19 protein-coding genes and 1 riboswitch are annotated in these 21,846 nt (G+C 48.9%); of the genes, 6 read left to right on the top strand and 13 right to left on the bottom strand.

The window, feature by feature from the left end:
- Positions 1-8: 8 nt before the first annotated feature.
- The 9 genes from SK62_RS06825 to SK62_RS06790 form a co-directional block, all read right to left on the bottom strand.
- Entirely contained in the window at positions 9-215 is a 207-nt protein-coding gene (locus tag SK62_RS06825) for a hypothetical protein (RefSeq protein WP_039263128.1), read from the bottom strand.
- Between the two features lie 65 nt (positions 216-280).
- On the bottom strand, positions 281-1,321 hold the full coding sequence (locus SK62_RS06820; RefSeq protein WP_047719260.1) for a major capsid protein: 1,041 nt from the start codon (positions 1,319-1,321) through the stop codon (positions 281-283).
- Positions 1,322-1,343: 22 nt separating this feature from the next.
- Positions 1,344-1,694, bottom strand: coding sequence for a hypothetical protein (locus SK62_RS06815; RefSeq protein ID WP_047719261.1), 351 nt, complete (start codon positions 1,692-1,694; stop codon positions 1,344-1,346).
- A gap of 793 nt (positions 1,695-2,487) precedes the next feature.
- On the bottom strand, positions 2,488-4,647 hold the full coding sequence (locus tag SK62_RS06810; protein WP_047719262.1) for a coiled-coil domain-containing protein: 2,160 nt from the start codon (positions 4,645-4,647) through the stop codon (positions 2,488-2,490).
- Positions 4,647-4,979: a hypothetical protein gene (locus SK62_RS06805; RefSeq protein WP_061092838.1), complete on the bottom strand. Its 333-nt coding sequence runs from the start codon at positions 4,977-4,979 to the stop codon at positions 4,647-4,649. Before SK62_RS06805 ends, SK62_RS06810 begins: the two co-directional genes overlap by 1 nt.
- A gap of 165 nt (positions 4,980-5,144) precedes the next feature.
- Positions 5,145-5,621 carry a hypothetical protein gene (locus SK62_RS06800; RefSeq protein ID WP_047719263.1) on the bottom strand — a complete coding sequence of 159 codons (477 nt, stop codon included), beginning with the start codon at positions 5,619-5,621 and terminating at the stop codon, positions 5,145-5,147.
- A gap of 12 nt (positions 5,622-5,633) precedes the next feature.
- Positions 5,634-6,434, bottom strand: a complete 801-nt coding sequence (locus tag SK62_RS23025) for a DUF6945 domain-containing protein (RefSeq protein ID WP_049017686.1) — start codon at positions 6,432-6,434, stop codon at positions 5,634-5,636.
- Positions 6,409-6,600, bottom strand: a complete 192-nt coding sequence (locus SK62_RS22145; RefSeq protein ID WP_047719264.1) for a hypothetical protein — start codon at positions 6,598-6,600, stop codon at positions 6,409-6,411. Before SK62_RS22145 ends, SK62_RS23025 begins: the two co-directional genes overlap by 26 nt.
- 129 nt (positions 6,601-6,729) lie before the next feature.
- Positions 6,730-7,158: a hypothetical protein gene (locus SK62_RS06790; RefSeq protein WP_023300778.1), complete on the bottom strand. Its 429-nt coding sequence runs from the start codon at positions 7,156-7,158 to the stop codon at positions 6,730-6,732.
- 752 nt (positions 7,159-7,910) lie between these two features.
- Between SK62_RS06790 and SK62_RS06785 the strand changes: the two genes are divergently transcribed.
- Both SK62_RS06785 and SK62_RS06780 read left to right on the top strand, forming a co-directional pair.
- Positions 7,911-8,282, top strand: a complete 372-nt coding sequence (locus SK62_RS06785; RefSeq protein WP_047719265.1) for a hypothetical protein — start codon at positions 7,911-7,913, stop codon at positions 8,280-8,282.
- 1,737 nt (positions 8,283-10,019) lie between these two features.
- A complete protein-coding gene (locus SK62_RS06780; protein WP_047719266.1) occupies positions 10,020-11,042 on the top strand; it encodes a DUF4062 domain-containing protein in 1,023 nt (340 codons plus the stop codon).
- A 91-nt stretch (positions 11,043-11,133) separates the two neighbouring features.
- Here the strand turns inward: SK62_RS06780 and SK62_RS06775 are convergent, their stop codons facing one another.
- On the bottom strand, positions 11,134-12,489 hold the full coding sequence (locus SK62_RS06775) for a site-specific integrase (RefSeq protein WP_047719267.1): 1,356 nt from the start codon (positions 12,487-12,489) through the stop codon (positions 11,134-11,136).
- Positions 12,490-12,556: 67 nt separating this feature from the next.
- A riboswitch (TPP riboswitch) is annotated at positions 12,557-12,652 on the bottom strand.
- A gap of 930 nt (positions 12,653-13,582) precedes the next feature.
- Here SK62_RS06775 and SK62_RS22130 point away from each other — a divergent pair.
- The 4 genes from SK62_RS22130 to SK62_RS06755 all read left to right on the top strand — a co-directional run bounded on the left by SK62_RS22130 (position 13,583) and on the right by SK62_RS06755 (position 17,573).
- Positions 13,583-13,771, top strand: a complete 189-nt coding sequence (locus tag SK62_RS22130) for a YadA-like family protein (protein WP_071788661.1) — start codon at positions 13,583-13,585, stop codon at positions 13,769-13,771.
- Positions 13,772-13,956: 185 nt separating this feature from the next.
- Complete coding sequence (locus SK62_RS06765) at positions 13,957-14,400, top strand: hypothetical protein (RefSeq protein ID WP_047719268.1); 444 nt, start codon at positions 13,957-13,959, stop codon at positions 14,398-14,400.
- 311 nt (positions 14,401-14,711) lie between these two features.
- Complete coding sequence (locus SK62_RS06760; RefSeq protein WP_015572345.1) at positions 14,712-16,088, top strand: diaminobutyrate--2-oxoglutarate transaminase; 1,377 nt, start codon at positions 14,712-14,714, stop codon at positions 16,086-16,088.
- Between the two features lie 18 nt (positions 16,089-16,106).
- Positions 16,107-17,573, top strand: coding sequence for a pyridoxal phosphate-dependent decarboxylase family protein (locus SK62_RS06755; RefSeq protein ID WP_047719269.1), 1,467 nt, complete (start codon positions 16,107-16,109; stop codon positions 17,571-17,573).
- Positions 17,574-17,617: 44 nt separating this feature from the next.
- Here SK62_RS06755 and SK62_RS06750 read toward each other — a convergent pair whose 3' ends face one another.
- Genes SK62_RS06750 through SK62_RS06740 form a run of 3 tightly spaced genes read right to left on the bottom strand, consistent with a single transcriptional unit; the run spans position 17,618 to position 21,404 of the window.
- Positions 17,618-19,816, bottom strand: a complete 2,199-nt coding sequence (locus SK62_RS06750; protein WP_047719270.1) for a polysaccharide biosynthesis tyrosine autokinase — start codon at positions 19,814-19,816, stop codon at positions 17,618-17,620.
- Positions 19,816-20,265, bottom strand: coding sequence for an arsenate reductase/protein-tyrosine-phosphatase family protein (locus SK62_RS06745; protein ID WP_045340312.1), 450 nt, complete (start codon positions 20,263-20,265; stop codon positions 19,816-19,818). The genes SK62_RS06750 and SK62_RS06745 overlap by 1 nt, the downstream gene beginning before the upstream one ends.
- Positions 20,265-21,404, bottom strand: a complete 1,140-nt coding sequence (locus SK62_RS06740) for a polysaccharide export protein (RefSeq protein ID WP_045340314.1) — start codon at positions 21,402-21,404, stop codon at positions 20,265-20,267. Before SK62_RS06740 ends, SK62_RS06745 begins: the two co-directional genes overlap by 1 nt.
- Positions 21,405-21,846 lie beyond the last annotated feature (442 nt).

The following is a 21,846-nucleotide window of genomic DNA, read 5'->3' as shown; positions in this document are numbered from 1 at the left end:
CCCGGCTCTTATGCTTTCAGTTTTTTCTTTCGCTGCTGCTCAAAGTGAGCTAATGCTGACTCCCAGCCGTAATCGTTCACGCGCTGTAGAAATGTGCTACGGGGAACATTGAAGTATCTAGCAATGGCTGACAGGTTCAGCCATTTATCGGATTGGTTATCCAGACTCATTGCCAGAAGTGGCAGGCCTTTCGAATTGAACAGTTTCATGTGCATATGTAAATCTCCTTTCCTTTGCCTCGCCTGGCAGCGGGAGCAATGCGCTCCCACAAACCGCTTTTTTATGCCGTTGGTAGCAGTGTCAGCTTACAAACCAGATCCGGCCTGAAGTTGTATGCCAGAAGGCTACTTTCTGAGTACAGGTTGCGGTTTCGAAGTTCATCAAACGCACGGTAGGCATACCAATCTTCAATATCACCAGAAGCGGAGATCTCCAGATGGCGGGCGCACGGACCAACGAAACGTCCCATTGGCAGACTTTGGTCAACCGGAGCGTTGCCAAAGACCGGAACAAGGAAAGCCTCGTTTGACTTGATACCGCTGAATACTGAATCGCTGACTTCAATCAGACGTACAGAACCCAACATAAAGGAACTGAAGCCCGGCAGAACGTCAGACGGGAACAGCACATCAGAACCAACCAGACCATTTCCGTAAACTAATAGCTCCCGGATTTGTGGGTGATAGCGCACAGCACGGTAGGCATCAGAGCCACACAGCAGAACCCAGCCACGAAGGTATTGAGTCAGACCACCCATCAGTGCTTTTGTGGCACTGACCTGATCGTCAATATCGCGCATCGGATCATCACCAACATCCTGATGAAGGTCAGCGGTTCGCTGGTTCAGTCCAAACTCTACAGCCCAGTCGATCTCACTCTGCTGTGTACCAAATGCATCAACCTTGTTGAAGATCAGCGTCTGCCAATAGGCGTATTCGCGGGAGCGTTCAAACTTGGCACGCATCTGAATAAACTTATTGGCCTCAATCTCATCAAGAGACTGCTCAATAGTGCTGCCCGGCTTACGGTAACCTTTCAGATCGGCTGAAGTTACGCGATCCGTCACACCGCGCCATACAAGCTCGTATAAATACGATCCAGCGGTCGGCTTCTCGATAGTCCCCCACTCCGAACTGAAACGCATCAACGGCGCATCCACACCAATAGATGCCTCTTGGATACGATCCACACTAACTTTGTGGGAATCCGTGATCTGACGGTCTGCAAATACATTGAGGTGGGTCAGTAGTAAATTACTCTGCGGAACCTGAGTGCGAAACACCTTGCTGTAGTCAACATAATCAAATGATTTAATAGCCATTTTGAAGTCCTTTTCTTGTTAGTTATTCTGCGATGACAACATCGTCAGAGGTCAGGCGAATGTTTCCGTTAGCGGTCAATGCTGCTAGTGCTGCATTTGTTGCTGAACCCATTACGGCGCGGATTGCTTCTGGGTACACATAAATCAGGCGGTCAGCCACGATGACAGGAACATCAGAACCTGCCTCAGCGTAGGAGAGGCACAGAAGCGCATCAGTCCCAGAGGTGTAAAGCGTTCCGGTAGAGGTCACCACGGAACCGGGTTCCACAGCCTGTGCGAGTGTCGCGAATACAATCGCTCTGCGGTCAAAATTGGCCGTTGCAGAATTCTTCACCACGTTGTTATACGTTTTTGGATAATCTTCCAGTTTCACAGTCTTGAATCTCCATTCAGGTCATCGCCAATGATGGCGTTATTATTTCTCTGGCAAATTTGCCATTGAGGGGCGAAAAGAAAGCCGCTATCAGCGACTTTCTTCACTTCATGTTCCATGCAGAAAAAGAGCCGGAGGCAGGAAAACGCCTGCCCCGGTTGGTAGATCATCGGAGATGATGAAATTCACCCGTTTACGGGTTAGCAACATGCGTTGCTAATCGCTTCACGATGGTGTTTTCTGATGGAGAGATTAGGCCCGTTCACGGGTGAACCTTTGGTTCATTGCCACGCAACCGGAGAGATTTGGAAAGCATGATCGGTGGGCCACGCTTCAGGAATGAGGGAGCACAGCAGCGGGAGACCTCATATCTTCGCTGCCGCACTCAATGCCAGTTTTCGTCTGGCAAGACGGCCTTCCGAGGATGAAAGGCTTTGGCAAATCCCCGATCCAAGGTCGGAGAAAATTCTTCTACACCCGAAAACGGGTTAGCCTGCTGGCTAATCGCTCTGCGATGCTTTTCTGATACAGCCAGCGGCAATGGCCTAACCTTACCGTGAGAGGGTGCGGATATTGGCTGTATGAGAAAAGGCGCTCTGGGAAAAGCGCACTTTGATTCCTAAGGAGAAGGGAATAACATTTGGCTGTTGTAATTCACCTTGTGTATTATTTTAACACGAATGATTATCATTTGCAACAAATTACACGAGAGGTCTTTGATTTGTCGCTAAATTTGATACATGCGCATTGCGGTATTGAGATAGGGGTGACGAATTCGCCGCCCTCTGTTTCATCATTGAGCAACACCAAGGATCATGTTGTTCTGTGCCTGCTCATAGCTCCTCAGCTTTGTATCAATCAGACCATTAATCGCACCATCATTAACGTTAACATCAAGCGGTGAGAGTTTAATCTCAGCCTGTCCGGTCACACTGACAGGGATCGGCTGTCGCTGCGTCATACTATCAATTGTCGGAACCGTGAACGTTGGTTGCTGGGGTTGTATTGAGTTAAAACCAGGAACATTCAACGCTAGCGCTGGATCGTTATACGCCGTGCCTGAGCCAATATTGCTCGGTGCTGAACTATCCAGCCACGGGTAAACCTGCTTAAGCGTCTGACCGATGCTACGTGGATCAAAGCCGGTCTTTTCCTTAATCCAATCGGCAGCACCGTTTGCGGAATCATCCACAACGGTGTTGTAGACTGCATCCGGCAGTGTCGCGCCTTTCTTGAGTTCTTCACCAACTCGACCAGCGAAGGAGAGAATGTTGGTGGTTAGCTCACCAAGGGCAACGCCGAGGGCATCGGAAATTGGGATCAGTCCAGTCATCTTCTGACGTAGAGTGTCAGTATTGACAGCGTACTGCCCTAGGCCTTCAACAAACGAGGCTGAGAAGTGATCCGCAAGGCTGGTTTGTACTCGGTTGTACTCAGCACCCAAAGCTGCCAGCTTATCAAGGTTGGCCTGCTGTGCATCAGATAGCGTCCACCCTTCAGAAGCGAGTTGATGCATACGCTGGATAAGTCCCTGCCCCTCATCATTGAACACTTCGAGGAAGACCGAACCATCATTCACAGCCTCAGCCAGGTGCCGGGTCTGGTTGTCCGTCCATTTGAAAGTTTTCTGCAACTGTTTCAGGTAAGTGATGAAGGTCGGAAAATCCAGCTTTTGCAGTTCTCCGATCACCTTCTGTGCTACCTTCTGGTTGCCGTTGGTGGAGGTCAGCACATTGTTGATGATATCTGCGAACTCGCCACCGCCGCTGAAATTCACCTGTCCAGTTTTCTTGTTACGTTTGAAAGAGCCGGTGTTCAACAATTCCCCGGCCTTTTCGGTTGTGTCCTTGTTGAGGTCAGCCAGCTTGTCAGCACTCAGTGAGTAACCAACACGGCTCATCGAGAGATCCTGAAGTGCAGCGAACTCAAGGTTGCTGATCCCGTACTGCTGGAGTTTTTTCACATCGCGAGAACGCTCAAGGCTTCCCTGGAGGGTCTGACCGACACGAGAAACGCCCATACTACCCACTAACGACGCACCACCGATAACACCAGCGGCTGCAAGGCCACCATAACCACGTTCGCTACGTTCACGGGTCAGACGTTGAGCATTGATGCGCCCTGCTCGCTCGGCTTTCGCTTTATCTTTAACAATCTGGCGGTTAATACGCGCCTGGCGTCTGGTTTCCAGAGTCGCTTTAGCAAGTTCATGGCGCATTTCTGCGATGGTATAACGCTGCTCGGCGTACCCCTTAGTGGCCTCTTTAATGGCCTGCACCGCTTTCATTTTGTCAGCCAGGGATGCAGCTTCGATATGGCTGATCGTCAAGCTTGCCCTGCGGAGTGTATCGTGAGCGGTGATTTGTCGTTTAAAAGCCGCCTCTTTCTCACGCTGGCTCTTCTCTTCCAGGGCCATCGCCTTTTTGGTGGCTGCGATGTCAGCAGCAACAGCGCCGTGACCACGGTTCATTGCTTCAGTCTGACGTGCCACCAGAGATGGATCGGAGTGAACTCCAGGCATGTTGGGATTGTAGGTCATCACTCGTGATCTGGCTGCGGCCTGCACTTTTGCAGAAATGGCCGCTAGTCTGGCAGATTGACGAGTTGCCTGCTCCTGCTGAGATAACTGGCGAGCCTGTAATGAGGTCATTTTATTGGCGTGGGCGACTGCATCCCGCTCCATTTTGGCCTGAATCTGAGCTTGTTTCTGCTGCTGTTTTGACAATTGTTCAGCCTGGCGTAGCTTCGCTGTCTGGGCTTTCGCTGCGGCTAGTGCTGCTTTGCCTTCGCTCTGGACGGTCCGCTTCTGGGCCTTCTCAAGCGCTTTAGCTGGTTTCTCATGAGCAGCCTTAAGCGAAATAATCTTCTTTTTGGCTTTTTGATATGAGGCATCGTCTGTGATCCACGAGATTTCATTAACGGTGCTGGTAACAATCTTATTTGTGCCAGACATCACACCCCCTGATTGATATCGTAACCCAGACGCTCAAGCGCGGCGCGTTGTTCAGGTGTTAGCTCATCAAGACTTGCCTTCATCATGAGACTTACCGGACGCAGATTAGCGCTATAACCTTGGGCCTGGTGGCACAGAGCGATCCCTTTTTCCTTTATGGTCTTTGCTTTCGGGGCTGATTTGCTGGCTGTTGCAGTCGAAGCGGTCAGATATCCCTCGATGGCATCAGCCAACACCTGCTCGGCGCTTTTATTCAGATCTCCGCTCTCCGGTTCGGCAGCGGCCTGCATTGCGGCGAGAATATCGGCGCGGATGTCGTTTACGTTTTTCATTTTTATGTTGTCTCCAAAGTAGGATTTTTGTCGCAAGGCGATGACGGGCAACGTCACTGCTTCGCAGCAAGAGGATCAGCCCATCACGAGCGCAGCTATACGCCAGCCAGACAATAGGCAGGTAAGAAAGGATTGCTTCAAAGTTCATTGGCTCCCGATGTGGGATTATTTGGATTTACGCTTAGTGCGCTTCTTCTTCACTGTCGGCAACTTGCAGATATTCGCGAACACGTCTGGGTAGTAACCCAACATTTCAGCGTCAGTGATCCCGGCGTTATGCAGGTAATATCGAAGGCTTACGTATGACAGACCATCGCAACGCTTGCGGATCTGTTCCGGGTGCATCCGATGTGACCACATTTCACGGACAAATTCTGTCCGGGCTGTCGGTGTCATCATCGCCCAGGTCACCGCTTGTTTTTGACGTGCGAGCCGCCAGACTTCAGCAAACGGAAGATCTAGTGTATTTGCGACAATTTGCAGTGAAAACCCACGATTCAATAGCAAACGGGCTTTACGTTGTGTTTCCAAGTCGGATGGTTTGGACCGGGATTTGTATGTCGGATTCTCCAAGACAGAGAAAAGGCGAGATAGCTTTTGTTCTTCATCTGCGGTCAGTACACCGCTTACGTGTTCACACAATTCATTCCTCCATCACATAAGAGCTACCGCAGCGTCAATTTCTTCCGGCGTTGGTTCGTGGCAAACATCTGGCTCAATAAAGGTTTCCTGCTCCTGATGGATTTCCTCGTGGTCGTCATCATCTGGGGCTACAAATTTAAAACTGGGTTTGGGTCTACAATTTCGCGGGAACTCAACGACATTTCTCCCATTTGAATCACTCAGTGATGGATCATCACTACCGGATAAATCAACATCGACAGGAATATCCACAGCAGGTATGCCGTCTGGTTTTCCAGCAGCAGGCGCGGCAGATCCCACCACGAAAGATTCCACATCACGTTTCTGCTCACTCTTACCGCTCTCTTCGTTTTTTGGCTGATGATTTTTTACGTTCCTACGTCCCTGAGATGCATAAAGGCGTTTAAGCGCCTCTTCATGGTCGTATGACGGCTTGCCGTTCAACAATTTTGGATAGCTGAAAATCAAGTTGTGTTCCTGGCTAACTACTGACCGCACCGTGTAAGAGTGGCTCTTCTGGCTCTCATCAATGATAAGTAGACCAAGTGCTTGAAGAACTTTCAGCCACTTGCCAAGAGTTTTTGGTGTGCATTTACATTTAGTCGCGATATCTCGCTGATCTTCGTAGAAACTCTTACCATCAGCCTGGTAGCTGTTGTATTGATCCACCATATAGGTATGGATCTTTGCAAGTTTGTCCTCGACTTTGAAACATTCACCAGTGGACTTAATTGTGATTGCATCTGCATAGAAAAGGCGGCGATCTTCTTCAATCCATAGTTCTGGTTTATTTTGCGACGCTCTTTTGTTCATTATTATCTCCATTAATATTCCCCAAGGCGGGTAAAGGTTCACCGTTATCAAAAAGATGGGCGGCGATTTCTAGCACTTCGCGTGCAAGGTTTGGAACAGTTGTTCCCCGGCGCTTCGCTTCTTCTAAAAGTCCGGCGTATACGTGCTGTTGAATCTTCAAATTCATATCAAGTTCCCCCCGAATGCATAATAGTTATCGCTCCTGCTATCGCGGATGGCGATCAGGAGTAAGAAGCCGTGTTTGCGGCGATTTCGTTTGGTGGCGTTGCTGCCAACGGTGTAAAGCAGAGAATGGTTATTCGGTTGTGGTCAGTTCTGGAATGGGTTTTCCGGTAATGCCTTCGAGTTCACCGCCAGACTCAATCATCTTAAGCAGAAGGATCTGTTCATTCATCAAGCCGATGCCATGAGAAGCGTAATAGACACGCCAGGCAGAGAGTACTGGTTCAATGATTTCCATAACATCACGGCCTTTTGCCAACTCTGCTGAGTATGGTTTAAGAATATCCCGGATGATTTTTGCGTCTTTCGCTTGCTGACGCAGGCGTTTAATGATGTTCAGTGCTTCGCGAGTAGCTGGATAGAGCTTATCGGCTTTCTTGGCACCGCCCATACGAGTGCGAAAGGCGTGCAGATTTTGAGCTGTGGTAATTTTTGCATCGATTGCAGCGACAATCTCTGAGGCAGTGGCGTTCGAGAAATCGAACAGAACAGGTTTCCCCATGCATCTCTCCTATTTAAATTATTGTTTATTCATAAAATCATCTCAGTTGATAATATATAGTTTATTATAAATTAGTTTCTTTGTCAACCGATTTCTCACTTAAATAATAAAGAAATGGATGTGTTTTATGTCAATACCCCGCAACTTTATACATATACCTTTTCTTTGTCAATCCCTTTATCACAAAACGCTCTCAGACGCTTAAGATTCAACGCCCTAAGCGAAGCGGTACAAATTCACCAGCAACAGGAGAAAGACGCTCTGAACGCGACAGGGAGCGTTACAGGACCGCTGTGCATCATGGCATCGCCTCAGAATCAGAGGGCCGTTATCGCCTTGCGAGATTGAGGGGGGACCGCCGCCCCTCCAAGGGGGGAGTTACGTCGCGTTTAAAGCTCCTCTGCGCCGTGCTTGATCCACATTTGACTGACGCGCCTCGCGGCTTGTCTTCCACACATATCTGAAGTGGCAGAGCCATTCAGAGCAGAGCGATACAGAAGCATCACTCCTTAACACCAACTAGTGAACACCAGTTCACCCTGCCTTTGACCTTAAGGTTTTAAAGATCTTAATGGTTTTTATTTGATCTTAATATGTTGATCTTATTGGTGCGTAACCGTTACCGATGACCCATCTGTAACCATTACCGATGAAAACTTCTTTTCATATGTATTCGTTACCGATGACTTCTGACTGGTACTTCCTGCCGTAACTGAGTAACCTCGTTCAATCAGTGAACAAAAGGAAACATTATGGAATTCGTCCAAGGCAAAGACAGCTTTAACGAGATGGCAACTGGAATCCTGGTGAAACTGTTTGCGGACTATCCGGCTTACTCTTCTTTCGAATTTTCAGACTTCGGCTGGAAGCCCAGAGGAGACAGAACTCAGATTGACCTGCTTTGCAACACACTCCAGGCTCTCAGAGATATGGGTTACACGGAGATAATCTCTTCAACCGACATGGATACCGCCGCCAAGTTAACACCTCGTGGTTTGAATTTACTTCAACAGCAGGCACCTGGTGCAGGCGATGCAGTTATTAACGTTCTCAAAGGAGCAGCAGGTGAGACCCGCTCTGCGGTAATCGGTGCCATTATCGGTTGGATTTTCGGCGGGAAATAATTGAGTTTAAATACCTGTTAATTGCGGTTAATTGCTAGAAAATCCTGTCTGTTGTCACTGGCTCGCCTGTGGGATGTAGTGATTGTTATGCCGTGATCTACACAACGAAGCCGCGCCAGTGCTGGGTGCGTTAAATATGTTGGTGGGTATGAGGCTAAACACAACCACCTATCTGAACCATTTTTCCATAAAAAATAAAACATCATACAAAAAACCAAAACCGCCCCCCCTCTGGAGGCTCCTCTATCGCGCTGTGGGAAGTCGTGAATCATGGCGTTGTCAGTTCACGATTGTGTGGAGATAACGCCGCTACGGGCTTCTAGTTGAGCGTAGGAGGGATTGGTGGGTTGGCTGTTTACAATAGTGTGGAAAAGGTACGCTTCTGTGCCCCATGGGACGGGAGAGTTTCGCCAGGTGATGATAGTCCTTCACCCCGTTGTGGTAACGTCGCTGTAGTGGCTTTGTGTCTGCTGGTAAACAGAAAAATGTGCTTTTATGGCGTTTGACACACTGTCAGCCTCAAAGGCCTGAAACCTGAAATTGTGTGGTGACCAGACAATCTCATCCAAAATCCTTGAACAAGAGAACTCACCTCAAATCTTCCCGAATGCTTTCCTTCTGTTTGTGAAATCGCTGTTGTGTACCCCACTTCACATCAACGCTCCGAAAAGCAATACCTGACCATTCCAGTCAAGTACACTTTATGGATCATATGTTAAATGGAGCAAAAATTAAGCAGAAAAAAACCTTGTAACAGCAAGTTTTCTCTTGCTGGTGAAGCTAAGCACGGAAAGGTTAAGCACATGGCTGGATGAGACATCCTTAAGATATTTGGTGAAGATCAGCGTCTTTTGGGGAGGGCCTAGGCTGGCGGTCTAGCAGATCACCAACTCTTATGAGTACATTCTTAGTTCCATCCTTACGCACATATATATGTTATCTATATGTTGCACACAATTATCAAAACCACCGGCAACATTCATTATTCTTATCAAGATTGCGCGATATCATGTTGCGCAATTCTGCCCTCCCGTTGAAGAAATCAGCACTCGATCAAATTTTGATTTTTTTTTCTTAATCATTGACATGTCTTCCAGGCCTTATGCTGTGTAGGGTTTTGCATTTTTACCCTTTCACAACCTCAATTTAACGTCAAAATCAACCCTTGTGCAGAAAAGAATCATCACTAGAATATCGACTATGTGGGGCCGCTATTGATTGACCACCCCCACATGTAGTGCCGCGCCTGAATTTTAGGCGTAAAAAAACCGGATTCATTTGCATGAACCCGGCTTACAAAGCATGACCAATACGAGTCGCCAAACTCGTATGAATCTTAGCCTTGCCTTCATTTTTCACGGCTTGATTGTGCCAGGCAAAGAGGATCATGTAAACCTTAAAATGACGCTCATAAGGAGCAATGCATGACTATTTGTAAACAATCACACCGTTACAACACTCTTTTCATTAGCTTACCTCACGATCAAGGTGGTGAAGGTCGCCATAAATGTTGTGGCTGCGCTTACGATCAGGGTTACCGCGCTGGCTTGGCTCGCACAGGTCAGGTTTGGGTAGACTTAGCCGCCTTACCTGATAGCCAGGCGGGTACCGTTCGCCACAAAAGTCCTCAAGCAGCGTTTGCTGATGGTTATCGTGATGGTGTGCGTGAATCCTACCGTCACGCTGGTTAATGTTGAATGAAGGGGCTTATGCCCCTTCCTCTTTTAAGGGATAAAAATGGATAAACGTTACCAGGTTTTCGTAAGTTCAACTTTTACGGATTTAGAAGAAGAACGAAAACACGTCATACAAACTCTGATGGAAATGGATTGCATTCCAGCAGGCATGGAGTTGTTCCCAGCAATCGATGAAGGCCAATGGGAGTTCATAAAAAAAGTAATCGATGACTGTGATTATTATCTGCTGATCATTGGTGGTCGTTATGGCTCTGTCGCGGAAGACGGTTTAAGTTACACCGAAAAGGAATTTGATTACGCAGTTTCAAAAGGTTTACGCGTCGTTGTTTTGGTACATGAGAATCCGGAAAATCTACCTTTAGCCAAATCTGAAAAAGATTCTGAACTCAGAGAGAAGCTAGCTGCATTCATAGAGAAGGCCTCAACCAATCGTCTCAGGAAAACATGGGCAACAGCCAAAGATTTACCCGGGTTGGTTGCTTTAAGTATGAGTAAAACGATGAAAACTTATCCTGCAATCGGATGGGTAAGAGCCAACCTAACGTCTTCTGAAACTGATTTACGTGCTATGGTTGATTTACAAAAAGAGAATGAATGGTTAAAAAGTGAACTAGCCAAGGCCACAAGTAATCTTAGTCAAACACTTGATCTGGATCTGGCTGACTTTGATGATGATTTTGAATTTAGATGTGAGTCCACCTTTCCTCGAATCGGGTATGATCCCGGTGGAACAAAACACTGGTCCGTGAAAATGAAATGGAAGGATATTTTTCACTCAATATCCCCCTATCTCACTCAATACTATACTGAATCAAGCGTATCATACACAATTGCCAAAAGCGCTCAAAAGGTCGCAGACAAGGGAGGCACATCAGCAAAAGTGTCTTCTCAAGACCTTAAAACGATAGGAGTGCAGTTTAGGGCATATGGTTTGATAAAAATTGAATATTTAAAAACCACCAATGGCAGCATGAATACTTTCTGGTCATTAACCGAAGCTGGCCAGATTGAAATGTTGAAAACCAGAACGATAAAAAAGCAAAGCCAAGTCACTTCCGAATAGCTAGTTTTGATTTCGCCCCATTACGGGGCGAATGATACCCAAAACTTACTAAAGGAAATATTTCTAGTGCTTTTCTTTTATTAATAAACAGCTATTCCCAACCCAACCCATCAATCACATAACAGATCGTTGATAAAGGGAACGTGTGTAGGTAGCGTCTAGTGATCCCTGAGCCGCTTTTCTCATGGCCTACCACCTGTTGCAGGTGTGCCAGATTACCAACCCAGCCAGCTAAACAGGTTGAAATCATGGTATGCCGGAAACTGTGAACTAGCCGCCGCTGCCCATAATCATCAAGGTACGGAATACCAAGTTGATCGCGGACATCGGCTAAAACTTTGCCGATCTTCGGCATGTTCTTACCCGACACAGGCGAGAAGATTTTCTCTTTCCATTGGCGATTTACAAAATCGAGGAACCCCCACTCGATCAGTTTGGGATGGATCGCCACCTGCCTTGTAGCGTTCTCGGTTTTACCCTGCCCTCCTTCCGCGATCAGGAGATAGTGCCGCTGGCTATCTTCATCAAATTTGATCTGTGACTTCTCTAATTTTGCGATCTCCCCTCTTCTGGCTCCCGTATACGCCAACAAAAGAGTGATCCATTTCTGCCAGCCATCAGGCTGCTTGAGCGCCCACCCTACAAACTTTCTCATTTCTGCTGCACTGTAAGCTCCAAACCTCGCTTTCGACGGTGCGGCGACTACACCATCAGTCGGTGATTTCTCCAGAATATCTTTATTGTCAGTCAGGAAGGTTTTAAACAGCGATTTGTAAATCTTCAAATGCTTGTGGATAGACTCAGCGCCAACCAAATCTTCTGGAGGAACATCATCACACTCGCTCAGTTGCTGAACCGTCATTGACCGATAAGGCTGCACAACACGCTTTGGCAAGTTTTCAACAACTTCCATCGCCTGCTTGATGTCCTGCTTGGTGATCGTCATTACATCTGTTGATGCACCAAGAACAATGAACATGACTTCCATAAAGCGCTCATTGGCTTGTGAAATTGCCTTCGTCCAGTTTTGGGCTTTCTCCTTTTTGTACATATTCCAAGCGCCAGCAAGTGTTAACACATCCTTTGACTGTGCTTCTGTTTGTTCTTCCTCATCTTCTGAAGGCGCAACAAGCTCGCGGTATTCCTGAACAACTATCGGCTGAAGATTGCGCCGTTCTTCACTGAGAAATTGTTGTGCCAGCCATTGTTCATTCTGCTGCTTCAGGCTATTGCCATACTCAGAAAGACGCTTACCGAAGTGATCCGGTTGGATGGTGCCACGTTGAACCAGAGGAATTACAGGAGAAGCAAAAGACATGAGCAACTGCGCCTGGGTGTGGCTGTCAGTCTCCAGCGACTTGCGAAAATATTTATTACCAGGCAAGCGGAAACGAACGTAATAAATCCCGTTGCGTGTGATGGTATGACGTATGGTTCTGTGGCCCATTCTGAAAGCCTCATTGAGTAATGAACTATCAAAACAGGACGTTAAAGCTAGAAATTTCTTTTTATTTTCAATGAATAATCGCCAGACTACGCTGGCATTATCCAGATCAGGTAATACGGGTATTTCTCAGCCTTCACAAAGAAGGGCACCCCGAGTCAAATTACTTATAAAACAGCTATTTACGAAATAGCAATTCGTAGTCATGTAGTGTAACCGGGGGGTAACCCGGGTGCAAGGGGTTTTGGGCTGTCCGTTAATCCCCTGTAACGAACAATAAACGACAAGATATTAACTACCCTCTATATGTATACATTATTGTTCAGTTAATTATCCCGCCAGATTTGTTAAGAACACATGAAAAATATTATTTACTCACTGTGCTGAGAAATATTATTTTTATCCATAATGACGCACCGGGAGTACTTTTATAAGACAGCCCACCTTCTTTCGTATGAAATAAACCCGTATATTAATGTAAACATTTATCTTGCATAATTTCATTCCTGTCAAACACTTAATTTAACCATCTCATTCACTACGTTATTCTCACCTTAATGCTTACATTAATAACAACCGCAACATGATTTTACGTCGTCGGAACTATTCATAATATTTATGACTTAGATCAAAATCATTGGTTTGCGTTTAATTGATAGTTTACTCGCGTTACTAAGTAATATTTAGACAACGTTCAACCGTTTTTGAATCCCGAAAATAAATCTGTTCAGCTTCAGTATTTTCAACAGTTAATGACGTGAGCTTTTCAAATGAAATCTATGAATAAAACCTTTATTGCTATTTTTGTAATGGGCGTTGTCTTAGTGGGTACAACGAGCCTGGCTGAAGCCGCGAATACGGTTTGGGACGATCAGCAAATCACTAATATTGTAAATGACCATCAGGATCAGATTGCACAAAACAAAGCTGATAGCATTAACCGTGATATCGCAACGGATAACCGCTTAACGCAGGTTAATGACGACCTTCAGTCCACAAAACCAGGTGTGTTAGTCGTGGATAAAATGGCTAACGACGCACATCAGAAAGCGTTGCTTGCCGGTGCGCTTGCTGATGTGAGACGGCCCTACAGGGTGTGGCGACTAACGGCACAGATGGAGAGAAAGGTGATAAAGGCGATGCCGGCGCGACTTACAACAGCGAGAGCGCGCTTGCTGTCGGTGCATCCGTTAACTTTAATTCCCATGTCATCGCGAAAGTGAGCTTCTCAGATGATACCGCGAATAATATGGGCGCTTCGGTTGGGATTGGAATGGGCTTTTAAAGCGTAAAACAATCATCGGGACAAATATAAAGCCTCATTTTAGCGGATGAGCATTTCGTTGATACAAAAAGATGTCTAAATATATTTTTATTTCGGTAGCCCTGTATCTGATGCTGATTTCGGTCGGGATCTGGATCGGCGTGATGTATGTCTCCTGGTATTTGTGTCGTTTTTAAGGCGGTAAAATGAAAAAAGTAATGATGTTCGTTATAGGTACTGCGGTGCTTGCAGGTTGTGTCTCGCCTGCGCACGCCATAAACGCCCATTATCGCGCTCAATTAGAGCGTTCGGGATGCACGCAAATTAGCGCTGGCGATGGCTCTTGCGATATCAGCAAAACCAAAGCGGAAAATGCGTCACAACACGAACCAACGACATCCGTTCACGATCCCCTGCGTGAAGCCTCGTTCTCGTCGGATACGGTTAACGCCACGCTTTCTCACGGCTTCTTTAGCGCCACCGTAAACGGCAAAAAAGCCAGCGTTAAACGTCTGAATGCGAATTTCTATGAGATCCGTGGTAATGGTTTTGTGATATCGCTAAGCCTGGATGAAAACGGTATTACGGACGCGTCGTGGAATAAAACGAAGGGACGTGAACACGGTATTTTACGCGTTAGCCAGAAATAAACAGCGTAAGGAGGCTCACTGCCTCCTTTTCACCTGATAATCGCACGATTTGTCACACTCTTTTGTCTGATTTTACAATGCGGATAAATCATACGTAAGCTACTGTTTTTATTTAGCATAAAGTGCAATCTCCCCCATACAAACGGCGTTCTTCCCTGCCCTGTGCCCTGTGTCACAAAACAGTAAGCAAATTAACCATTGAGCCCGGTGACAAAAGGCTCTATATTGGCGGCGTTTTTTTCAGGCCCCATCTGTTTTTTAACTTTTTATTCAATCGTTGCTCATAACGAAGCGGCGGTTGTAGGAGTGATATGATGACGGATAAAGTCCGTATTGACACCGTAGATGCCCACAAAAGCAACGAAACCTATCTGGCCCGTCAGGCCGAATTTGAATCTAACGTCAGGAGTTATCCGCGCAAATTGCCTTTAGCGATTACGAAAGCAGAAGGCGTGTGGATCACCGATGCAGATAATAAAGAATACCTTGACTGTTTAGCAGGCGCAGGCACCCTCGCGCTTGGACACAATCATCCTGATGTGCTGAAAAGCATCCAAAATGTCATTACCAGCGGCTTGCCGTTACATACCCTGGATCTGACTACGCCGTTGAAAGACGCGTTTTCAGAATACCTGCTCTCTCTGTTGCCTGGTCAGGGCAAAGAGTACTGCCTGCAATTCACTGGCCCGTCCGGGGCTGATGCCGTTGAAGCGGCGCTGAAGCTGGCGAAAAAAGTGACCGGTCGTAGCGGTATCATCAGTTTCTCTGGTGGTTACCACGGTATGACCCACGGCGCACTGTCCGTCACCGGCAACCTGTCTCCGAAAGAAGCGGTTGACGGTATGATGCCAGAAGTCCAGTTCATGCCTTACCCACACGAGTACCGTTGCCCACTGGGTATCGGTGGTGAAGCGGGCGTGAAGGCGCTGACCTACTACTTCGAAAATCTGATTAACGACGTCGAAAGCGGCGTGCGTAAACCTGCCGCGGTGATCCTCGAAGCCGTTCAGGGTGAAGGTGGCGTGAACCCGGCGCCTGTTGAGTGGTTGCAGCGCATCCGTAAAGTCACTCAGGAACACGGTATCCTGCTGATCCTCGACGAAGTCCAGGCTGGCTTTGCCCGTACCGGTAAATTCTTTGCCTTCGAACACGCTGGCATTGAGCCAGACATCATCGTGATGTCTAAAGCAGTCGGTGGCGGTCTGCCGCTGGCCGTGCTCGGTATCAAAAAGCAGTTCGATGCATGGGCGCCAGGTCACCATACCGGTACTTTCCGCGGCAACCAGCTGGCGATGGCTACCGGTCTGACCACGCTGAAGATCCTGAAAGACCAGAACATCGCGGGCAAAGTAGCTGCACAGGGCGAATGGCTGAAAGGCCAGCTGAAAGAGATGGCGAAACGCTATCCGGTGATCGGCCACGTTCGCGGTCTGGGCATGATGATCGGTATTGAAATCGTTAAGCCACATGAAGCCGCCGATCACATGGGTTGCTTCCCGGGCGATGGCGAGCTGTCTGCACTGATCCAGAAGAAATGCTTCGAAGCCGGCCTGATTCTGGAGCGTGGCGGCCGTAACGGTATCGTTCTGCGTCTGCTGCCTTCTCTGCTGATCAGCGATGACGAGCTGAAAGTCTTCCTGGATAAATTCGAGCAGGCACTGCTTGCTGCGGGCGTTAGCCCGGCGTAACCGGAGTTGTTGAATACGATGTCTGATTCAAACCCAATTTTGTTCTCCTCTGCGCAGAGCATTGAAGCTTACCAGCAGGCGATTGAACAAAGCACTCAGGCTGTGATGCAGTGGCTGAAACAGCCTGAGATGTACCAGGGCAAAACGGTCGCGGAGCTGCGCGACCGTATTAAGCTGGATTTCACCCCGAAAGGGCTGGGCAACGAAGCGGCGATCGAACGCGCCGTGGAGTTCTTCCTGAAAGACAGTTTGTCCGTTCATCACCCGCAGTGCGTGGCGCACCTGCACTGCCCAAGCCTGGTGGTTAGCCAGGCGGCGGAAGTGCTGATCAACGCCACTAACCAGAGTATGGACTCCTGGGATCAAAGCCCGTCCGCAACCATCATTGAGATCAAACTGATCGAATGGCTGCGTACCCGCGTGGGTTATCAGGCTGGCGACGCAGGCGTCTTCACCAGCGGCGGCACCCAGAGTAACCTGATGGGCCTGATGCTGGCGCGTGACGCGTTCTTTGCGCGTCAGGGCCACTCGGTTCAGCAGGACGGTCTGACAGGCGATCTGCGTAAGATCCGCGTGCTGTGTTCGGAAAATGCCCACTTCTCCGTGCAGAAAAACATGGCGCTGATGGGTCTGGGCTACCAGTCCGTGGTGCAGGTGAAAACTGACGAATTCTCCCGCATGGATCTCACCGATCTGGCGGCGAAAATCGAACAGTGCAACGCGAACGGCGAGCAGATCCTGGCGATTGTGGCCACGGCCGGTACGACCGATGCGGGTGCTATCGATCCGCTGCGTGCTATTGCTGAGCTGGCTGCGAAACAGAATATCTGGGTGCACGTTGATGCGGCCTGGGGCGGCGCGCTGCTGATGTCTGAGCAGTATCGTCACTACCTGGACGGTATCGAGCTGGTGGATTCCGTCACCCTGGACTTCCACAAGCAGTTCTTCCAGACCATCAGCTGCGGTGCGTTCCTGCTGAAAGAAGCGCGTCACTATGAACTGATGCGCTATCAGGCGGCCTATCTGAACTCTGAGTTCGATGAAGAAGCGGGTGTACCTAACCTGGTCTCCAAATCTCTGCAAACCACGCGCCGTTTCGACGCGCTGAAACTGTGGATGAGCCTGGAAGCGCTGGGTCAGGAGCAATACGCGGCAATCATCGATCACGGCGTGACGCTGGCACAGCAGGTTGCGGCTTACGTGAAAGAGCAGTCTGCTCTGGAACTGGTGATGCAACCCCAGCTGGCAAGCGTGCTGTTCCGATTCCGTCCGCAGGCGCAGATGAATGACGCCGGTATTGCCCTGCTGAACCAGAAAATTGGCGATGCGCTGCTGGAGTCTGGCCGTGCAAACGTCGGTGTGACCGAGCATAACGGTATCACCTGCCTGAAGCTGACCCTGCTGAACCCAACCGTGACGCTGGAGGACGTAAAAATCCTGCTGTCTCTGGTTGAGCGTACCGCGCAGGAAGTGATGGCGAAGTAATACTTATCCCTCTCCCACCCGGGAGAGGGATTGTTTTTCCCGCGCTAACGCCTTTCCCCTTTTTTCCTCGAAGCATAACCGTATTCATACTGGCTGTACCCCGAGCTGTAATACAGCGCTGCGGATTTAACAATATCGTTGAGGATTGTGCCGCTGACCTTCACGCCAACGTGCTGTAACCGTTTAACGGTATTCTCCATCTCTTTCACGCTGGTGTTATCGAAACGGGCAACCATTAGCGTTGTTCCGGCTGCTCTGGCGACCAGCGCGGCATCGGTGACGGCCAGGACCGGCGGTGTATCAATGATGACGATGTCATATTGCTCGTTAACCCAGGACATGACGGAAAGGAATCGTTCGCTTAACAGCAATTCTAACGGGCACAGGGGTTCCGGGCCGCAGGTGATGACGTCAATTCCCCCTTTTTCAGCATGCTGAATGACCTCCGCTAAGTCGCGTTTCCCTTCGAGCAGGCAGGACAATCCGTGGCGGTTCTCCAGACCAAAAATATTATGAACATAGCCCTGGCGCATATCCGCATCAATAAACAGCACCCGCTGACCGCTCTGCCCGGCGATGGCCGCCAGATTCGTCGCCACCAGCGTTTTTCCGCAGTCCTGCGTGGGGCCAGAAATCATCACAATGCGGTTCTCAGCCTCCATCATGGTGAAATGCAGACTGGTCCGCAGCCCGCGCACCGCTTCAACAAACATATCAGCAGGGCGATCGACGGGCAGGAAAGGCACATCCGAGGTTTTGTGTTTCCAGCGACGAGAAAACGGATTTTTTCTGCGCAACTGCGTTTTACTCCACAGCCACTGTGAACGTGGCAACGTAGCCAGAACCGGCATCCCCTGCGCTTCCAGCTGTTCGGAAAGCGTGATCCCACGTTTGAACGCCTGACGTACCAGCACGGTCCCCATTGAGAGCATTAGCCCGAACAGCGCGCCAAGAACGATGATTAACGCTTTACGCGGCTTTATCGGGTCCGGCAGCGTAACAGCCTCATCAATGATCCTCACGTTCCCGACAGCGCTGGAGCGGGAAATATTCAGCTCCTGCTGGCGCGTCAATAGCTGTAAATAAATCGTGCGACCCGACTCAACATCACGGCTCAGGCGTAAAATCTCCTGCTGCGTGGAGGGCATAGCTGACACACGGTTATTGAGACGCTCCCGTTCCCGCTCAAGGGTCTGTCTCTTTTCATGCAATGCACGATAGGTAGGGTGACTTTTTTTAAAGAGCTGGGAGATCTCTGCCTCCCGGAACGTCAGCTCATTTAGCTGATTCTCAACGTTAACAACCTGATCCAGGACAGATTTTGCCTCCAGAGACAGGTCCACCGAGTCTCGCTGCGCCCGGTAGGCATTCAGCCGCGCTTCTGCCTGATCAAGGTCCGCGCTGATTTTCGGCAACTGCGCCTGTAAAAAATCCAGACTACGAGAATCCTGAGCCTCCTGGCGCGCGATATTTTGCTGGAGATAATTTTCAGCAATTGCATTCAGCACCCGGGCGATGCTGTCAGGATCTTCGCCCGTCAGGGTTAAGGTCACGATACCGCTCTGTTTCTCCGATTCCGCAACCGTGAGACGCTTCTTCAGCGCGTTGATCGTCTCAAGCCGCGTCAACGACTTAAGCGAAAATTGCGTGCCTGGCATCGCCTCAATCGACGTCACCAGCAGAACGATCCCTTGCGTAACCAGCGTTTTCCCAACCTGGCCGTCGGCCTCAATGTTTTCGCCCGTCAGGTGATATTTTCCCGCTTCCTGTACGGTCAGCGTGAGCTCTTGCGCTTTGCCTTCCACCTGCGGGATCTGGAGTTCGCCTAACGTGATTTTGCCCTGCTCACGCCCTTGCAGACGCTGCCAGAGACGCCCCACCACAGGCAAAACGCGCTGCTTTGCCTGCTGTGTCAGAGCTAATTTGTCAACGGTCTCGCCGAGGATCATGCGTGATTTCAGCAGTAAAATTTCAGGGGCAACATCCGGCGACACATCGGTGCCCAGCTGGCTCAAACCTTTGAGCAGGTTGTTATCCTGTTTGTTTTCAATTTGCACCATGGCATCCGCCTGATAAACAGGTGGCGCAATCCAGGCATAGAGACCGGCGCACAGGATGAACAGGAACGTCACGCACAAAATCATCGTGCGGTGGTCGATCATCTCGACGAGCAAACGAACGAGATCGACTTCATGTTGTTGGGGTGCCGCTGCACCATAATTGTCTGTTGTGTAAGACGACATTAATGCTTCATTCCTTTCTGACCTAAACGACGTGCCCATTCCTGACTGGCTTTACCCAATAGCCCAAACACATATTCAAACGCTTCCCGGCTTTGACGGTAGGGATCGGGGATCTCCTGCGGCTCCAGCCATTGCCCAAAAAGCAGCGACTTTCCTCGAATCTCCGGCGCCATGGCCGCAATGAAGCGAAGATGTTCCGGCTCCATAACCAGGATAAGATCGGATCCCTGCATCAAATTGCGTGTCAGCCTGCGCGCCACATGACCGTCGAGGGAAATCCCATGCCGCCAGGCTACGTCCTGGGCGCTGTCATCCGCCGGGTGCCCTTCAAGCCCGAATATGCCCGCCGAAGCGATATATCTGTCGGGCAGGTGCTGGCGTAAAAGCCGCTCCCCAATCGGAGAACGGCAGACATTTCCGGTGCAAACCACGAGTATTGATTTGAACATTATTGCGGCCACGATCTGATGTAACGAACCGTTTCGGTAAGGTCATGCACCCCGCTGATGGTCGGAACAAGCTGTGATATCACGCGATTCCAGCGGGACAGTGGTGCAGTGGTGACATAGACAATGTCATAGGGCTCAAGCTGAAACTCGGTGCCTAACACCATGGCTGATGCGTCCTGAGCATTGAGCTGGTAGAGGTTGGCAATTTTTTCTGAACGCTCGCTTTTCGGCAGCGAACGAATGACAAAAATTCCGGTGGCATCGGCCATATTCTGGTTCAGCCCACCGGCATTGCCCAGCGCTTCGGCCAGGGTCATGCCGCTGCGATCCATTTTCAGCGTGCTCTGTTTAACGACCTCGCCCATGACGAACACTTTCAGCGCATCGTTACGGGGGACAAACAGAATATCGCCGGGATAGAGCAGCTTATTTTGCGTGAGATCGCCATGCTGCATCAGCGCATATAGCGAGAGGCGCGTGTCCTTCCCATTATGCGTCAGCACGACATTGCGCCAGTCCGCGTCGGCAGAGAGCCCCCCAGCGGCGTTCACGGCATCCATGACCGTTAACGGGATATTGGTAATAGCCTGCTGCCCTGACTTCACCACCTCGCCCGTCACATAGGCTTTTTGTGAGCGAAAAGAGGCGACGCTGACATCCACCTGCGGGCTTTCAATAACATTGTTCAGCCGGGCCGTGATCTCCTCGCGTACCCGTGCGACCGTTTTGCCAGCCACCGGCAATTTACCGACATAGGGATAGAAAAGCGTGCCGTCGGCATTGACCCAGTTACCGGTGTCACTGGCGCTACGATACTGCCCTGCCGGGGTTGTCAGTTCAGGGTGATCCCAGACGGTGACGGTTAGAATATCCCCAACGCCGATACGGTATTCCCAGTTTTTGACCTGTTCATCCAGATTAGGATTTGCCTGAGATTTCAAAACCGATGGTCGCATTTTTTCAATTAACGAAGGCGTAAGAGGATAAACATCAATCCGTTTCTCAAGACGATCATTTACATCTTCTGCGGCAATTATCTTTTTCCCAGCGAGATCGAGATGCTGGCCAGGATAAAATACGCAGCCAGATAAGGGGGTAATAATTAAAAATAATATCGATACAACTGTTGTGTTTTTCATTTATTACATAATATCTTTTATAGTAGTGATTATCGTATACAGGATAAAACAGTAACATTTCACTCAAGCACAAGTTGCTGTTATTCAATGAATTAACAGAAACACAAAGAGTATTTATCAAACCACACGACATTCCTTTGGGCAGACTTTACAGCCCTGCATTGTCTTAATCAGGCATTCGGAAAGAGGGTTTCAGGCAATCTTAAATGTTCTATTTGTTGAATGCATGCCTGAATCTTAGTAAATTTGCCTTGAAAATGTTTTTTCAGAATTAATTAATAAACCAATAATTATGTTATCTGTATAAGCTCATATTTATTCGTCGAAGTAATAATTAATGACGGTTGCGACTACACAAAACCGTGTACTTTTGTTACATTTTTTGCAAACTCACCCTGTGAGGATACTTAAAATGAACTGTCTGCCATCCGTTAGCGGATCT

Source organism: Enterobacter sp. BIDMC109, from assembly GCF_001037885.1.
GTDB classification, from domain to species: domain Bacteria; phylum Pseudomonadota; class Gammaproteobacteria; order Enterobacterales; family Enterobacteriaceae; genus Enterobacter; species Enterobacter hormaechei_C.
This window is presented reverse-complemented; position numbering and strand designations above follow the sequence as displayed.

Bases quoted from the DNA above. Each gene is read 5' to 3' on its own strand.
- SK62_RS06825 (WP_039263128.1), bottom strand. From the start codon at position 215: ATGCACATGAAACTGTTCAATTCGAAAGGCCTGCCACTTCTGGCAATG.
- SK62_RS06820 (WP_047719260.1), bottom strand. From the start codon at position 1,321: ATGGCTATTAAATCATTTGATTATGTTGACTACAGCAAGGTGTTTCGC.
- SK62_RS06810 (WP_047719262.1), bottom strand. From the start codon at position 4,647: ATGTCTGGCACAAATAAGATTGTTACCAGCACCGTTAATGAAATCTCG.
- SK62_RS06805 (WP_061092838.1), bottom strand. From the start codon at position 4,979: ATGAAAAACGTAAACGACATCCGCGCCGATATTCTCGCCGCAATGCAG.
- SK62_RS23025 (WP_049017686.1), bottom strand. From the start codon at position 6,434: ATGAACAAAAGAGCGTCGCAAAATAAACCAGAACTATGGATTGAAGAA.
- SK62_RS22145 (WP_047719264.1), bottom strand. From the start codon at position 6,600: ATGAATTTGAAGATTCAACAGCACGTATACGCCGGACTTTTAGAAGAA.
- SK62_RS06790 (WP_023300778.1), bottom strand. From the start codon at position 7,158: ATGGGGAAACCTGTTCTGTTCGATTTCTCGAACGCCACTGCCTCAGAG.
- SK62_RS06785 (WP_047719265.1), top strand. From the start codon at position 7,911: ATGGAATTCGTCCAAGGCAAAGACAGCTTTAACGAGATGGCAACTGGA.
- SK62_RS06780 (WP_047719266.1), top strand. From the start codon at position 10,020: ATGGATAAACGTTACCAGGTTTTCGTAAGTTCAACTTTTACGGATTTA.
- SK62_RS06775 (WP_047719267.1), bottom strand. From the start codon at position 12,489: ATGGGCCACAGAACCATACGTCATACCATCACACGCAACGGGATTTAT.
- SK62_RS06765 (WP_047719268.1), top strand. From the start codon at position 13,957: ATGAAAAAAGTAATGATGTTCGTTATAGGTACTGCGGTGCTTGCAGGT.
- SK62_RS06760 (WP_015572345.1), top strand. From the start codon at position 14,712: ATGATGACGGATAAAGTCCGTATTGACACCGTAGATGCCCACAAAAGC.
- SK62_RS06755 (WP_047719269.1), top strand. From the start codon at position 16,107: ATGTCTGATTCAAACCCAATTTTGTTCTCCTCTGCGCAGAGCATTGAA.
- SK62_RS06750 (WP_047719270.1), bottom strand. From the start codon at position 19,816: ATGTCGTCTTACACAACAGACAATTATGGTGCAGCGGCACCCCAACAA.
- SK62_RS06745 (WP_045340312.1), bottom strand. From the start codon at position 20,265: ATGTTCAAATCAATACTCGTGGTTTGCACCGGAAATGTCTGCCGTTCT.
- SK62_RS06740 (WP_045340314.1), bottom strand. From the start codon at position 21,404: ATGAAAAACACAACAGTTGTATCGATATTATTTTTAATTATTACCCCC.